The 15,168-nt window shown below is 69.4% G+C and carries 15 protein-coding genes; 8 read left to right on the plus strand and 7 right to left on the minus strand.

Going from position 1 to position 15,168, the window contains the following annotated elements:
- Positions 1–18 precede the first annotated feature (18 nt).
- On the plus strand, positions 19–768 hold the full coding sequence (locus QSK35_RS15370) for a M15 family metallopeptidase (protein ID WP_285746535.1): 750 nt from the start codon (positions 19–21) through the stop codon (positions 766–768).
- Here QSK35_RS15370 and QSK35_RS15375 read toward each other — a convergent pair.
- Positions 713–1,162, minus strand: coding sequence for a winged helix-turn-helix transcriptional regulator (locus QSK35_RS15375; protein ID WP_285746536.1), 450 nt, complete (start codon positions 1,160–1,162; stop codon positions 713–715). The two genes, QSK35_RS15370 and QSK35_RS15375, sit on opposite strands and share 56 nt — an antisense overlap.
- Before the next feature lie 28 nt (positions 1,163–1,190).
- On the opposite strand from QSK35_RS15375, the gene QSK35_RS15380 reads away from it, so the two are divergent.
- Positions 1,191–1,748, plus strand: coding sequence for a hypothetical protein (locus QSK35_RS15380; RefSeq protein WP_285746538.1), 558 nt, complete (start codon positions 1,191–1,193; stop codon positions 1,746–1,748).
- Here QSK35_RS15380 and QSK35_RS15385 read toward each other — a convergent pair.
- From QSK35_RS15385 to QSK35_RS15405, 5 genes are read right to left on the minus strand one after another with little or no spacing between them, the layout of a single operon-like run.
- Complete coding sequence (locus tag QSK35_RS15385) at positions 1,745–4,615, minus strand: hypothetical protein (RefSeq protein ID WP_285746540.1); 2,871 nt, start codon at positions 4,613–4,615, stop codon at positions 1,745–1,747. The genes QSK35_RS15380 and QSK35_RS15385 overlap by 4 nt on opposite strands.
- A gap of 40 nt (positions 4,616–4,655) precedes the next feature.
- Positions 4,656–5,090, minus strand: coding sequence for a VOC family protein (locus QSK35_RS15390; RefSeq protein WP_285746542.1), 435 nt, complete (start codon positions 5,088–5,090; stop codon positions 4,656–4,658).
- A gap of 36 nt (positions 5,091–5,126) precedes the next feature.
- Positions 5,127–6,116 carry an asparaginase gene (locus QSK35_RS15395; RefSeq protein WP_285746544.1) on the minus strand — a complete coding sequence of 330 codons (990 nt, stop codon included), beginning with the start codon at positions 6,114–6,116 and terminating at the stop codon, positions 5,127–5,129.
- Positions 6,107–6,835: a cysteate racemase gene (gene cuyB / locus QSK35_RS15400; RefSeq protein WP_285746550.1), complete on the minus strand. Its 729-nt coding sequence runs from the start codon at positions 6,833–6,835 to the stop codon at positions 6,107–6,109. The genes QSK35_RS15395 and cuyB overlap by 10 nt, the downstream gene beginning before the upstream one ends.
- On the minus strand, positions 6,832–8,316 hold the full coding sequence (locus tag QSK35_RS15405; RefSeq protein ID WP_285746552.1) for an amidohydrolase family protein: 1,485 nt from the start codon (positions 8,314–8,316) through the stop codon (positions 6,832–6,834). Before QSK35_RS15405 ends, cuyB begins: the two co-directional genes overlap by 4 nt.
- A 119-nt stretch (positions 8,317–8,435) precedes the next feature.
- On the opposite strand from QSK35_RS15405, the gene QSK35_RS15410 reads away from it, so the two are divergent.
- Positions 8,436–9,455 (plus strand): Lrp/AsnC family transcriptional regulator, encoded by a 1,020-nt coding sequence (locus QSK35_RS15410; RefSeq protein ID WP_285746554.1) that lies wholly within the window; start codon positions 8,436–8,438, stop codon positions 9,453–9,455.
- On the opposite strand, the gene QSK35_RS15415 is transcribed toward QSK35_RS15410, so the two are convergent.
- Entirely contained in the window at positions 9,452–10,756 is a 1,305-nt protein-coding gene (locus QSK35_RS15415; RefSeq protein ID WP_285746556.1) for an MFS transporter, read from the minus strand. The genes QSK35_RS15410 and QSK35_RS15415 overlap by 4 nt on opposite strands.
- A gap of 204 nt (positions 10,757–10,960) precedes the next feature.
- On the opposite strand from QSK35_RS15415, the gene QSK35_RS15420 reads away from it, so the two are divergent.
- From QSK35_RS15420 to QSK35_RS15440, 5 genes are all read left to right on the plus strand, one after another.
- Positions 10,961–11,509, plus strand: a complete 549-nt coding sequence (locus tag QSK35_RS15420; protein WP_285746558.1) for a VanZ family protein — start codon at positions 10,961–10,963, stop codon at positions 11,507–11,509.
- Between the two features lie 9 nt (positions 11,510–11,518).
- Positions 11,519–12,184 carry a response regulator transcription factor gene (locus QSK35_RS15425; protein ID WP_285746560.1) on the plus strand — a complete coding sequence of 222 codons (666 nt, stop codon included), beginning with the start codon at positions 11,519–11,521 and terminating at the stop codon, positions 12,182–12,184.
- Positions 12,177–13,241 carry a sensor histidine kinase gene (locus QSK35_RS15430; protein ID WP_285746562.1) on the plus strand — a complete coding sequence of 355 codons (1,065 nt, stop codon included), beginning with the start codon at positions 12,177–12,179 and terminating at the stop codon, positions 13,239–13,241. Before QSK35_RS15425 ends, QSK35_RS15430 begins: the two co-directional genes overlap by 8 nt.
- Positions 13,242–13,309: 68 nt before the next feature.
- Positions 13,310–13,963, plus strand: a complete 654-nt coding sequence (locus QSK35_RS15435) for a polysaccharide lyase family 7 protein (protein WP_285746564.1) — start codon at positions 13,310–13,312, stop codon at positions 13,961–13,963.
- 122 nt (positions 13,964–14,085) lie between these two features.
- Entirely contained in the window at positions 14,086–14,955 is an 870-nt protein-coding gene (locus QSK35_RS15440; RefSeq protein WP_285746565.1) for a peptidase inhibitor family I36 protein, read from the plus strand.
- Positions 14,956–15,168: the final 213 nt, after the last annotated feature.

Genomic DNA, 15,168 nt, shown 5'->3' on the forward strand with positions numbered 1-15,168 from the left:
TACGGCACCGATGCTTGGATGGGCGCCGTGCGCGTGGTGATCGGTGTGCTGCTCTCGTTGGTGCTGACGGCCGGGACCGCTCAGGCGATGCCGAGCGGGTTCGTGGCGCTGCGGGACGTCGACCCGACGATCCTGCACGACATGCGGTACTACACCGCACACAACTTCGTCGGCGAGCGCATCGATGGCTACGAGCAGCCGTCGTGCATCGTGACGCGGCCCGCCGCCAAGGCGTTGAAAGCGGTCCAGCGCGAGCTGCGCAAGAGCGGCTACACGTTGAAGGTCTACGACTGCTACCGGCCGCAGCGGGCCGTCGACCACTTCGTGCGCTGGGCCAAGGATCTGAACGACCAGCGGATGAAGGCCGAGTTCTACCCGCGGGTGGACAAGACCCGGCTGTTCGAGGACGGCTACATCGCGGAGAAGTCCGGTCACAGTCGTGGTTCCACTGTGGACCTGACGATCGTGAAGCTGCCGGCGCGGTACCAGCGGCCATATTTCCCTGGTGAACCGCTGATGCCGTGCTTCAGCGCGCACCGGTTCCCGGACAACACGGTCGACATGGGGACCGGCTACGACTGCTTCGACACGTTGTCGCACACCGACGACCCGCGGATCACCGGTGCGGCGCGCGAGAACCGGCAGCTGCTCAAGCAGGCCATGGTGCGGCACGGATTCCGCAACCTGCCCGAGGAATGGTGGCACTTCACCCTCAACGGTGAGCCGTTTCCGGATACCTACTTCGACTTCCCGGTGACGCGCTGGTGATCGTGTCGGCGCAGCTCATGGCCTGGTCCGGTGCGGCCTCGCCGTGGGTGCGCCGGAGGTGGGCCTCACCCCATACCCGGACCTCTTCGACAACGGGCAGGACAGTGGTCCCGTAATCGGTGAGCCGGTAGATGACGGGCGCCGGCACCGGTCCGGTCTCCACGCGTTCGACGAGTCCGTCGGCCTCGAGCTCGCGCAACTGTTCGGCCAGCACCTTGGGCGTGATCGGTGCACCGCGGCGGCGGAGACCGGCGAAATGGGACTCGCCGTGGGCGAGCCAGTACAGCAGGGTCAGCTTCCACTTGCCGCCGATCGCGGCGAACGCCGCGGCCATCGGGCAGCCGGGCAACGGGTTGGGGCGCGAGGGGTTACCTGCAGGTGCCTTCTTGTCCATGGCCGTGCTCCGCTCGGATAGTTGGACCATGACCCTGCCATACCAACGAATCCTGGCCGCGGGCCTTTCGGTCCTCATGCTGATCGCGATGACGGCGTCGGGCAACGCCTCGACTGATGGCCAACGAGATTTCGACTGGGAGATCGGCACCTGGTGCACCTCGGTGCGGGTTCTCGCCGAGCCGCTCTCGGAGTCGCCCGACCAGTGGCTTCAGTTCACGGGTACCAGCGTTGTCCGTCCGCTCCTGGACCGGCGGGCGAACGTCGTGGAGCTCGCCGTCTCGGGGACGAACGGACGCATCGAAGGCCTCAGCCTGCGGCTGTACGAACCGCAGGCGCAGCGGTGGAGCCTGACGTTCGTCAACATCCGCGACGGTCTGCTCACCCCGGCGGTGTACGGCGGGTTCCACGACGGCGTGGGCGAGTTCTTCGGCGACGACCAGCTCGGCGGCCGTCCGATCAAGGTGCGCTTCCTCATCCACCGCCAGGGTGCGGACACGGCCAGGTTCGAGCAGGCGTTCTCGGCCGACGGCGGAACGACGTGGGAAACGAACTGGATCGCCGTGGATACCCGAGTCCGCGGTTAGCGATGTGCGCGGCGCCAAAGGGTGGCCCAGCCGCCCTTTGGCAACAGCGCCGCCGGGATGAGCAGGCCGTGCTCGGCGACGCGCTGCCAGAACAGCTCCACGGGCGCGCCGAGTTCGGCCGCCGCGGGCAGTGCGTTTTGCCACGGCCCGTGCTCGTCGGACAGGTCGCTGGTGGGAAAGCCGGGAACCGTGGTCTTTCTCGCCGCGACCACCTGGACCGCTCCGTCCATTGTGGATCTGTTGCACGTCGTCGCGATGGCCAGTGCGCACAGCAGCTCGGCCGACGGCCGGCGTGCCACCGATCTGGCCAGCGCGTCATCGCCGGTCAGTCCGCCCATTGCCGCGCGGACGGCCCGCGCCACGACGTCCATCGCGTGGGCCGGCGCGATCTCCGGGCGGCGCACCAGCGCGCGCAGCGTTCTCGGCAGCGGTGAGCCGTCGGTGAGGGTCTGGAGCCGGTCGTACTCGCGCAGTCCTGGATCGAGGCTGCCCACCGCGGCGGCCAGCGGTCGAACGCGAGTCGCCCGCCACAGGACCGCGGCGCCGAGCCCGGCGTTGAGAGCCGCGCGAAGCACGTCGACGAGTTCGGCCGGCCCCAGGCGTTTCAGTGCGATCACCGCCGCCTCCGGCTCGAAGTCGGCAGGCTGACCCGGTCGTCCGAGCTCACGCGCGAGCGCGGCGTAAGCCTTTCGCGCCGATGTCACCGGCGCCGAGGCCAGTTCCCGCTCCATCGCGGTGGTCAAAGCGCCGGTGAGCTGGGCGGGCAGGCGCCCCGCCGCCGAACGGCGCGCCGAACCGCCCCGCGCCCGCACCGGCGGGACGGGCAGCAGAGGCTCGGGTGCGGACGGCACGGGTGCCGGGATCGTGTCCACCCACCGTTTGATGTGCTTTTCCAGCGCTGGGGCGACGTCGTCGTTGAACCGCGCGCGCAGCTCGTGGATGTGCCAACCGCCGGTGTGCCGCCGGATGTCGAGGTTGGCGACGATGCGGCCGCCGACCGGGTCGCGCAGCGCCATCAGCACGCACTGGCCCTTGCGCGCTTCGTCGGCGTACCACGACTCACCGATGCAGTTGCCCATGTAGCCGGACCACTCGGCCAGCTGCCTCGGCTCGCGGCCCAGTTCCACGGACAGCTCGGTGCCGGCGAGGACCTGTCTGTCCATAGCAGACACTTCCGGTGGGATCGGGAAAGCGCCGATGCTCGCCTCGGCGACCACCGCGGCCGCGCTGACCCCGGCCGCCAGCTCCGTCCAGCCGCCGCAGCGGGGCGGCGGGGTCGCGCCGAACATGACCAGCTGCGCGACCCCGGCGGCGGCGAGCGCCACGTCGGCTCGTGGCCTGCCGGGCGCCTGCGTGGCGTAGTCGAGCTCCGGCGCGGACCGCCCGTGCCGCACGGTGGCGGACTCGTTGCCGTAGAAGGGTGCCAGTGCGTCGGCGAGGTCGGCGAACCAGAGCAGGTCGTGCGGTGTTTCCAGCGCGGCCGGATCCGCCGGGTTCGCGGCGGCGATCCGCTGTGCCAGCGTCTGCGCCGGGCCGTCGGCGTGCGCGTCGGTCAGTGGCGGCTGCTCCCAGCTACTCGGTGACCGCGAGAACCCAGCCGCGGCGCGCCATCCGTGCAACTGCGACACATGCCACGGCCGGCAGGTGTCCCAGCAGTTGTGCAGCGGGCGGTCGCCGAGGTCGGCGAGCAACTCGGCCACGGCGTCGAGGACGACCACGCCGTAGTTGCGAGCCATGGCGACGCGTGTCCTCACCTTCGCCTCGGTCTTGGCGCTGATCGTCCTATCCGGACTCAGTGCCTGAACCAGCTGGTGGACATAGCAGCCTGGCCGCGCCGGGTGCGTGTAGCCGCCCTCGGGGCGCCGAGTGGCAGCGTTCCGCTCGTCCTCGGTGAGACACGCGTCGGCCGCGACCAGCTCGGCGCGGTGCTTCTCGGCGGCGACCGCGAGGCCTTCGTCGGACATGGTCCTGGCGAAGCGCAGCAGCGCGGTCGCCGCGATGGCGTCGTGCAGCAGACGGCCGAGCTCCCGTGCGGTCCACCACTGAGGTGGCTGCCAGCGAGCCGCGGCCGCCAGCGTCGGGCGGTCACCGACTGCCCAGGAGAGTTGCTGCATGATCGGCTCGTCGAAGTGGGCGCGGTGGCGCTCGCGGAGCTTGTCGATTCGGTCGATCCGAGTCTGTGACTTGGCTCGGCGGTCCTGGCGCTGCCGCTCGACCAGCAGCGCGCACACGTGGTCCCACAGGCTGATGATCAGTGTCAGCCGCCGCGGCCGTGGATACCCCGCCAGTACACGGGACAGGTGACCGGCCAAAGTGGACGCCGCGCCGCGCGGGAACGGGTCGATCCCGTCCGGGGCGCGCAGCTCGAGTACCCGCTCCAGCTGCTCCGGCCCGAGGAGGTCCGACGCCGCCGAGGCCAGTCGCAGCGCCGCCCAGCGCTGTTCGGCGACCGCCGTGTGTGCGGCCGCGCCGACCCGCTTGGTCGCCAACGGCCCGAACATCGCCACGAGAACGGCGGTCCGGTCGCCCAGCCGGTGCGCGCCGTCGAGGACTTTCAGCGCGGCCAGCACCGCGTCGCGCCGGTCACCGTGGGCGCCGGCCAATCGTGCCGAGGTGAAGCCACCGCCGAGATCGACGCCCGCCCCGGCCGCTTCCGGTCCACTTCGCACCAGCACGGCGAGCTGCCTGGTCGCTTCCCGGACCACCTCTGGTTCCGCATCGGCCGGGCCGACGGCGACCGGGGAACCCGGTGGATGCGCGCCGGCCCGGCCGGTGGCGGATTTGGGCGTGGCTCGATCACCCGACGTGGGCAGCCAGCAGCGCAACCCAGGTCCGGCTGTGATCCCGAACGCCAGTTGGATGGACATCGACACCATCATCGCGCAGCGATGCCACCGGATTTGGCGTTCAGTCGATGCAGAACTCGTTGCCCTCGATGTCCTGCATCGAGATGCACGACTCGTTGAACTCATCGGCCAGCAGTACCTGCACGGTCGTCGCGCCGAGCGCGGTCAGCCGGGCCTGCTCGGCCTGAAGTGCGGCCAGGCGTTCCTCACCCACGAGACCGGTGCCGACCCGTACGTCGAGATGCACCCGGTTCTTGACGACCTTGCCCTCGGGAACGCGCTGGAAGTACAGCCGCGGGCCCTCCCCGGTGGGATCAACGGCGACGGCCGCCGCACCCTGGCGCTCGGGCGGCAGCGAGCGGTCGTAGTCGTCCCAAGTGGAGAAGCCCTCCGGTGGCGGCGGAACGACGTACCCCAGCACCTCGCACCAGAAACGGGCTACACGCTCGGGTTCCGCGCAGTCGAAGGTGACTTGGAACTTCTTGATCGACCCCATGCGGCCATCGTAATGGCCTGTCCGGGCGGTGCGGTCCTAATAGGCGCTGAAGGCTTCGGCGATGCGGGCTTGGTCACGGCAGCCGGTGGCGAGGAGCCGGTGGAGGAGCAGCCGGGCCTTGTACGGGCTCAGCGAGCCGCCCGCGATCAGTCCGTGGGCGAGCAGGTCGCGTTCGGAGCCGGGATAGCTGTAGGTGTTGGTGAGCACGGGACCATCGCCGATGCGCGAGGCCAGGACGACGGGGATCTGCGCAGCGAGCCGGCGGAGCCGGGGGACCTGCCATTCGGGAACGTGCCCGGCGCCCAGGGCCGCGACGACCAGTCCGTCGTACCGGCCTTCGAGCAGGTCCAGTTGGGTGCCGTCATCCCCGAGGCACACGGTGTGCAGCGCCACCCGCACCGGCTCCGTGCCGATCTCCGCGGGGCCGACGGTCCTGCGGGGCAACTGCTGGTGCAGCCTCACCTGTCCTTCGACCATCAGCCCGAGCGGGCCGGAGCCCGGCGAGGTGAAGGCCGCGGGCCTGGTCGTGTGGCTCTTGTGGACGGTGCGGGCGGCGTGCACCTCATCGCCCGCGACGACGACACAGCCGGCACCCCGCAGCCACGGGCCGGCCGCCGCGATGACGGCGGCGTGCAGGTTGGCCGGGCCGTCGGGGCCGGCCATGGTCGCGTTGCGCATGGCTCCGGTGAAGACGATCGGTGCCTCGCCCTCGTACAGCAGGTCGAGGTAGAACGACGTCTCCTCCATGGTGTCCGTGCCCTGGACGACCACCACGCCGTCCACCGGGCCGGAGCCGACGATCGCGGCGCGCAGTTCCTCGATGTCCGCTATGGACAGTGAGGCACTGGGCAGGCGACGGAAGTCGTGGACGCGCAGCCGGACTCCCAGGGTGTTCAGACCGGGGACGGCCTGCAGGAGTTGTTCTGCCGACAACGCGGGCGCCAGCTTGCTGGTCAGCGGATCCACGGTGGTGGCGATGGTGCCGCCGAGGGCGAAGACGGCGACGTGCCGGCCGGTCAGTGGCATGGGTTTCCTTCGATCGCACGGACATCGGCCAGCGCGCGGCGGACTACCGCTCGGGCCAGGACCGCGGTGGCGTCCACGACGTCTGAGGACTGCAGGAGCAGGGGAATCTCCGTGCACGCAGCCACCACGGCGGTAGCGCCCGAACGGTAGAGCGACTGCAACGCCGGCGCTGTCAGTTGCCGGGCTTCGGCCAGGTCACCGCCCGCCTTGACGTGGCGGATGGCCGACATGACCCCCAGCTGGGTCGTGTCGTCGGGAACCAGGGGTGTCAGGCCGCGGCCCGCCAGGGCGTGCTGGTACAGCTCGGCCTTGAGGGTGCCGGTGGTGGCGAGGACGCCCACCGTTGCGCCGGGTTGCAGGCGCGCCACCTCCGCGGCGGTCTCCGCCACCATGTCGAGCACGTGGACTGGGGAGGCGGCCGACCGCACGGTGTCCAGGAAGGCATGGGCGGTGTTGCACGGGATGGCCAGGAGTTCCGCGCCCGCCAGCACCAGGGCGTGTGCTCCCTGTTCGAGCCACGGTGAGGGATCCGGCCCCTGACCGAGCAGCGCGGCGGTCCGGTCCGGGATCGTCGGATCGGCCCAGATGACCACGGGCACGTGGTCCTGGTCGGTCACGGCCGGGGTCGAGCGGACGAGCTTCGTATAGAAATCGGCGGTCGCCGCCGGGCCCATTCCGCCCAGAATTCCCACTTTCAGTGCGCGTCCCCGACGCGTCATGGCCGCCTCCCGCGCAGCGCCCGGCCTGGCATCGCGCCGACGTCGATCTCACCATCGCGCACTACGAACTGGCCGCCCACCAGTACCTGTGAGAACCCACGGGAAGGGCGCGTCGGGTCCGCATAGGTGGACCGGTCGCGAACGGTGAGCGGATCGAACACGACCAGGTCCGCGTCGGCGCCGGGCTGCACTCGTCCCTTGCGGGCGGCGTCGGGGCACATGCGCTCCAATGTCTGCGCGGGCAGCAGCGTGGCGCGGCGGATCGCTTGGGGCAGGGTCAGCAGGCCGGATTCCCGGACAAGGGTGCGCAGGGTGCGGGCGAACGTGCCGGTGCTGCGCGGGTGCGTGATCGCGTCAGGTGGCGGCGGCCATTCCGTTCCCTTCAGCCGCGTCCCGCCGCGGCCCTGGAGCGGCATCGCGTCGGAGGCGATCATCGTGTCGTTGAACAGCAGGGCGCGGCGCAACAGGTCCTGCTCGTCGGCGCGTGACTCGTCCAGGTACCGGATCACGGCCAGACCGCCGGGGTCCCGCGTGCGCAGCTGCATCAGCCGGCGAGCGCTGGCCGGTCGTTCGCCCGTCGGCGTGTAGACGATGTGGGACGGGGTGATGCCGAGCCGGGGCAGGTTGTCCGGGTGCAGGAAGGCCGCCCCGATGGCTGTCATCGACGCGCCGTACGGATACGCCTCGGTGGTCACCCGGACTCCATGGGCGCGGGCGTTGCCGACGAGTTCGGTCACCACGTCGATCTGTTGCAACGACGTGCTGTTGATGTGGCACAGATGCATGTGCGCTCCGGTGCCGAGTCCGACGGCCACGACCTCCTGGATGCCCTGCAGGGCCGTACCCGGCTCCGCGCCGTTCTTGTGCCTGGCGTGGGTGAACGTCGGCACGTCGTATCGGGCCGCCAGCCGCGCCACTTCGAGGTACTCGCGATGCGAGACGTGCGGGGCGTAACCGATGAGGACACCGATGCCGAGCGCGCCGAGCTCGAGTTCGGACTCCAGGATGTCGAGGATCCGCCGCGTGTCGTCCGGGGTTCCTTCGACGCCCCAACGCGGTCCGCTCATGTGAGCGGTCAGGTGGGTGCTCATGGTGTGCGGGTCCAGACCGTCCATAACGGACATTCGTGCCGCCGCCCACGAGGCCGAGTACCCGTAGTTGATCGGACGACCCTCCAGCGCGGCGTCCCGGTACGCCCCCTCCAGCCGGGGGGCGCCGGCCTCCAGCTCCAGCGCGGTCGTCACGCCGTCCAACGCCTGCAGCCGCATCGATGTCGGGGTCAGCGCGTGGCTGTGCAGGTCGATGAACCCCGGCGCCACCACCTGTCCGGTGACGTCGACGACGCGACGGGCCCGGAGCGGTTGTTCGGAGACCGCCGTGATGCGTCCGTCGTCGACGGCGACGTGCCGCACGGCGTCGAGGCCGGTCTCCGGATCGATCACCCGGCCCGCGCACAACGCGAGATCGTGGACGTGATCCATACCGGCTGACTCTCCTCGTGCCTGGGCTGTCCCTGCACCGTGCCAGCACGGATAATGACCACGCTGAACTCGCAGCAAACGGACACAGAGGGTGTCCTGGACGCCGGAAAGCGACTTCCATGCTCAGCGAAACCGATCTCCAGCTGCTGGACGCCCTCCAGGTCAACCCGCGTGCCTCGTGGACCCTGATCGGCCGCGTCCTGGAGATCGACCCGGTCACCGCGGCCCGCCGCTGGGCCCGGTTGCAGGAGAACGGGCTCGCCTGGGTGTCCGTCGCGTTCGGACCGCACGAGGCCGGGCAGCTGTGCGTGGTGGTCGTCGAGATCGAGTGCGAGCGCGGCGCCAGCACGGCAGTCGCGGCGGCCATCGCCCGGTGGAACAGCGTCCTCACGGTCCAGTACACGGCGGGCCGCCAGGACCTCTGGGCGCTGCTGGTCACCTCCGACTTCGCGACGATGTCGCAGCTGCTGCTCGTCGGGTTGCCCCGGCTGGACGGCGTGGCCCGGACCCGCAGCTACTTCGTGACCCGGATGTTCGAGGCGACCGGGCGCTGGCGGCTGCACGTGCTCGGCCGCCAGCAGGTGCATCGGCTGCGCGAGGCGTACCCGGAGCGGTCCTCGGAACGGGCCCGGCCGTTCGGGCCCACGGACCGCGCGATGTTCCGCGAGCTCAGCATCGACGGGCGGCGCACACACGCCGAGCTGGGCGAGGTTCTGGGCATGTCCGCCCGGACCGTGCAGCGGCGGCTGACCGCGCTGATGTCCCGTCGCGAGGTGGCGTTCCGCTGCGACGTCGCCCGGAGCTCGGTCGGCTGGCCCAGCGCCGCCGTGATCTGGCTGCACGTGCCGGAGGACCGGCTCGACGAGGCCGGGCGGGTGCTCGGCCGGCGACCGGAGGTCCGGACCTGCGCCGCCATCGCCGACGAGCGCAACCTGCTGCTCAGCATCGGCCTGCGGCAGGTGTCCGACCTGCACCGGCAGATCGTCCAGATCCTGCACGCCGTGCCGTACGCGAAGATCCTCGACCGAAGTGTCGTGCTGCGTCAGGAAAAGCTCTACGGACGCATCCTGGACACGGCCGGCCGGGCGGTCGAGGCGGTCCCGATCGATCCGTGGGAGGAGATCTCCGGGCTCGCCTAGTTCAACGGCCTGCCCTTGGTCTCCGGCGTCGCCAGGACGACCACGGCCCCGAGCAGCAGCAGGACGACGGTGTAGCCGATGAAGAGGTCGCCGTTGCCGGTGCCCGCCAGCCAGGTCTGCAGGTACGGCGCGGTGCCGCCGCAGAGCCCCACCGCGATCGAGTAGGGCAGGCCGATCCCCGACGCGCGCACGTGCGTGGGGAAGAGCTCCGCGAGGTACGCGGGCAGGATCGACGTGACCACCGCCAGCAGTACGCCCGCGATCGACATGGCCAGCGTGAGCTGCCACATCTCCCCGCCCTGGATGAGTCGGTTCAACGGGAACGACAGGGCCGCGGCGCCGAGCGTGAAGATGAGGAAGTTCGGGCGGCGCCCGAAGCGGTCGGACAGCGCTCCGGCGAGCGGGATCACCGCGATCATGACGGACGAGGAGATGACGCCGGACCACAGTGCGGCCGACGGGTCCATGTGCAGCACGCTGATCGCATACGCCGGGGCGGCGACCACCCATAGGTAGAAGAACGCGGTGACGCCGACGACGAGCCCGATCACGCGGAGGGCCGCGCCACGGTTCTCCCAGAGGCCCCTGGCGAGCGACACGGTTCGTTCCTGCGCCTGAGCCTGCTCGTACTGCCGTGTCTCGCTCAGCTTGCGACGCAGGAAGAGCGTGATGATGCCGAGCACTCCGCCGATGAGAAACGGCACCCGCCAGCCCCAGGCGGCCATGTCCTGCCTGGTGAGCGCGGAGGTCAGCGTGGCGCCGAGCAGCGTGCCGAAGAGGATGGCCGCGACGCCGGAGACGTAGATCGTGCTCGACCACAGACCCCGGCGGTGCGAGGGCGCGGACTCGGAGATGTACGTGTACGAGGCGCTGGCCTCACCGCCGTAGGCCAGCCCCTGCAGCAGCCGGGCGACCAGCAGCACCACCGATGCCGCCACACCCGCGGTCGCATATGAAGGTGCGACGCCGATCAGCAGCGAGCCGGCGGAGCCGAGAATGATCGACAGCAGTAGCGATGCCCGGCGTCCGTGCCGGTCGGCGAACCAGCCGAACAGGAAGCCACCGAGCGGGCGCATCACGAACCCCACCGCGAACACCGCGAGCGTCGAGAGCAGCGCGGAGAAGGAGTTCTGCGGGTTGAAGAACTGCGTCGCGATCAACGGTGCGAACAGCGCGTAGATGTTCCAGTCGAACCATTCGAGCGCGTTGCCCGCGCCCGTGCTGATGATCGTGCGCACCCGCTGTCGACGGCAGGGGTAGGTGCCCGTGCCGGCGCGAGGCGCATCGAGGTCGGTCTTCATCGCGTTCCTCCTGCTGTCGGGGGGCTATCACCGTGGTCGGGGGTACGGCAGAAGGGGCGGCGATGCAGGAACCGGTCGCGTCCGGCCGTGATTTGCAGTCTTCGGACATCGGCCGCGTATCGCGGGCATATCGAAAATCGCATACGCCACGGCAACCGTCCTTCGTTTTGCATGGAGATCACCCAGCGGGAGGGGGAGTTCGGCATGTTGAATCGGTGGACGGACTGGGTCGGCACGTTCACCGGAGTGGTGGCCAGCACTGTGGTCGCACTGCCGGTGGCCGCCTTGGTCGTGGTGATCATGGGATTCCGTAGGCGCGCCAAGGGAATCGCGCGACCGTGGCGGCTGGCGCTGGCCGACGTCGCCATGGTGTACGGGACGGTCCCAGGCGTGTGGATGATCATGTTGCCGGGCGACGAGGCTCGCGGTGAGCTGAGCCTGGTACCGCTGCGCGACCTGCTCTCGATGGACACCGGCCAGATCGTCGGCAACATGCTGGTGTTCGCGGCGTTCGGGTTCTTCGCCCCGCTGCGGTTCGCGGCACTGGCATCCGTGCCGCGGATTCTGGCGCTTGCGGCGGGCGCCTCGGCCTTCCTGGAGATCGCGCAGTACGTGCTGAAGCTCGATCGCGTGTCCTCTGTGGACGACGTGCTGCTCAACGCCGCCGGCGCCGGCCTGGCCGCGCTCGTGTCGTACCCCTGGTGGCGTGCCAAGGCCGGTTCGGATATGCCGGCGATACGCGAGCCTGCCTAGGCTGCGGATATGCGCGTGCTGATCGTGGAGGACGAACTCCACCTGGCCGAAGCCGTCCGGGACGGGCTCCGGCTGGAAGCGATCGCCGCCGACATCGCCGGTGACGGTGACACCGCCCTGGAACTGCTCAGCGTCAACTCCTACGACCTCGCGGTCCTCGACCGCGACATCCCCGGCCCGTCCGGCGACGAGGTCGCCCGGCGGATCGTCGCCTCCGGCAGCGGCATCCCGATCCTCATGCTCACCGCCGCCGACCGGATCGACGACAAGGCGTCCGGGTTCGAGCTCGGCGCCGACGACTACCTCACCAAGCCGTTCGAGCTCCGGGAGCTCGTGCTGCGGCTGCGCGCGCTCGACCGGAGGAGAGCGATCTCCCGGCCACCGGTCCGCGAGGTCGCGGGCCTGCGGCTGGACCCCTTCCGCCGGGAGGTCTTCCGCGACGGACGTTACGTCGCGCTCACCCGCAAGCAGTTCGCGGTGCTCGAAGTCCTCGTCGCGGCCGAAGGTGGTGTCGTCAGCGCGGAGGAGCTGCTGGAGCGGGCGTGGGACGAGAACGCCGACCCGTTCACCAACGCCGTGCGCATCACCGTCTCCGCGCTGCGCAAACGGCTGGGCGAACCATGGCTCATCGCCACGGTGCCGGGGGTCGGCTACCGGATCGATGTTCATGTCTAGCCGCCTGAAGCTCACCCTCAGCTACGCCGGAATCGTCCTCGTCACCGGTGCCGTCCTGCTGGCCCTGGTGTGGTTGTACCTGCTGCGCTACGTGCCCGACAGCGAGCAGGGTCTGCTCGGGATCTCCCCGAACCGGTACCTGCTCTCGCGCATCTTCGGCCGGGCCGCGGCGATCGCACTGGCGTTGCTGCTCGTGTTCGGCCTCGTCGCGGGATGGTTCCTCTCCGGCCGGATGCTCTCGCCGCTCACGCGGATCACCGACGCGGCCCGGAAGGCGTCGGAGGGCTCGTTGTCCCACCGGATCCGCATGGAAGGCCGCACCGACGAGTTCCGCGAACTCGCCGACGCGTTCGACACCATGCTCGAACAGCTCGAGTCCCATGTCGCCGAGCAGCGGCGGTTCGCGGCGAACGCCTCGCACGAACTGCGCACCCCGCTGGCGATCTCGCAGGCACTGCTCGACGTCGCGCGCAAGGACCCCGCGCAGGACCAGCGCGAGATCATCGAACGCCTGCACACCGCCAACCGGCGGGCGATCGACCTCACCGAGGCTCTCCTGGTGCTCAGCCGCGGCGGGAACTTCACCCGCGAGCCGGTCGACCTCTCGTTGATCGTCGAGGAAGCCACCGAAACGCTGCTGCCACTCGCCGAACAGCGCGGGATCACGCTCGGCGTCACCGGCGAGAGAGCGCTTACCTCCGGTTCCGCGGAGCTCCTGCTGCGGACGGTGACGAACCTCGTTCAGAACGCCATCGTCCACAACCTCCCGGAGGGCGGCACAGTGACCGTCCACACCGAACAGCGGTCGGGTGCGACCGTGCTGCGGGTCGAGAACACGGGCCCGCCGATCCCGCCGGACCTGGTGCCAACGCTCACCGAACCCTTCCAGCGCGGAACCGAGCGCACGCGCACCGACGAGCACGCCGGCGTCGGCCTCGGGCTGGCCATCGTGCACAGCGTCGTCCGGGCCCACGACGGGACCCTCGACCTCACACCCCGTCCCGCCGGAGGCCTCCTGGTTACCGCCCGATTCCCCGGAATGCTGGCGCGACGCTGAGATTCAGGCCACACTCTCCATGGCTGCCGCCTGTGTGTTATCCCCTGCAATGCCACACAAGGAGCACCATGCGACGTTTCGCGGCAATCGCCTGCACTGCTGCCCTGACAGTCGTTTTCACCCAGTCGACCGCGCTCGCCGGTCCGGTGGGCAGCGGCTGGACCGAACATCACCCCTCGTGGAACCTGCAGATCCAGAGCAGCGGAAAAATCACGAGCTACCCGAGCAGCACCAACAGCGCTTCCGGTCCCGGCGGTTCCTACTCGCGGTCCGGTGGAGTGCAGACCTTCAAGTTGTTCAACAACGGGTCCAACCGGGTCGAGGCCCGCATTCAGGACAACTACCGCACCGGCCAGCGGCAGTTCGAGGGCGAGCTCAAGGTGACCTCCGGCACAAACGACGAGAGCGCCATGCAGATCTTCGGCAACGACGGTGACGGCGCCACCACCCTGATGATCAGGTCCTATTCGAAGAACGGCGGCACCCTGCGCGGTGGCGGCAAGGACCTGATCAGCGGCATCTACGGCAAATGGGTGCACATCAACGTCACCCACAATGCGACCGCCACCGGCGGCAGCTACTCCATCTATATCAACGGCAAGCTCGTGCACACCAACAACGGGCCCAAGGGCGATCATTACTTCAAGTACGGCGTGTACGGCACGTTGCAGACCGCGGGTGCCGAGCACCAGTGGCGCGACGTGCACTTCTACCGGAAGTAGCTCGGAGTCCTGACAAGTCGGCAGTCGCGGGTGTCAGCGAAGTGTCAGCGGTAGTGGCGATGCTTTTGCCACGAAGCTTCCCCTGCACAAGTGGGGGGTTCCCGCACTGCCGATGAGGGGCTATGGCGTTGAAGAGATTCACTTTGTTGGCGATGGTGGGTGCGGTGGCGAGCGTGTTCTTCGCCACCGCCCCGGCATCGGCCGCGGCGGACCGCAACGGGGTTTGTGACGCAGGCGAGTTCTGCCTTTACTTCAACAGCGACCAGGAGGGTTCGCTGTCCGATTTCGACACGTCGATTTCCGACTACGGCGACGACCAGCCGAGCTGCTACGAGTTCAAGAGCGCGGGCAACGGTCAGGGCAAGTGCGTGAAGAACAACGCCGCCGCCGTGTGGAACCGCACGGGCGGCCCGGTCACGGTGTACTTCAACAGCGGGTACTCCGGCCCGAAGCAGACGATCGCGTCCGGCGTGAAGGCCAACCTCAACTCGGACCTCAAGAACGAGAACGCCGCGCACAAGTTCAATGACAACGGCGGCGGTGGCGGTGGTGGCGGCGGTACCTACGCGGCGCCGCCGAACAACCCGAACCCGTCGGCGACCGCGCGTGCGCCGCACGCCACCGCTCGCACCCAGTTCGTGGACGACCAGATCGCCCGGCTGACCGGTGAGAAGGACTGCTGGGTGGGCGACTACCGCAGCAACGAGCCGTCGACGAGCAACCACAACACCGGCAACGCGCTCGACTGCACGATCTCGAACGGGATCGGGACCTACCCGAACGCGGCGCAGAAGGAACAGGGCTGGAAGCTGGCCCGCTGGCTGCAGAAGTACGCGGCCAAGCTCGACGTCCGCTACGTGATCTGGCAGGGCAAGATCTGGAGCGTCGCCCGGTCGTCCGAGGGCTGGCGCAACTACACCGCTGGGTCCGGTGTGACCGGTGGGCACTACGACCACGTTCACGTCTCGATGCAGAACCCTTACGGCGACTGATCTGGCGTGATCGGGGTGGGCGGCGAAGCCGGGCTTCGCTGCCCACCCAGTGTTTCTGGTGGCGTCTGCAAGTACCACCAACTGCCCCTCAAATCGCCGTCTTCTACTACCGACTCGGGAAGCTCGCCGAGTTGGTAGTAGAAAACCGGTTTGATCACGGGTTAGTGGTCCTTGCAGACGCTCGGGACACAGGGTTCCTGTGGCAGGGTCGTC

The sequence above is a fragment of the Lentzea sp. NBRC 105346 genome, assembly GCF_030269605.1.
Classification (GTDB): Bacteria; Actinomycetota; Actinomycetes; order Mycobacteriales; family Pseudonocardiaceae; genus Lentzea.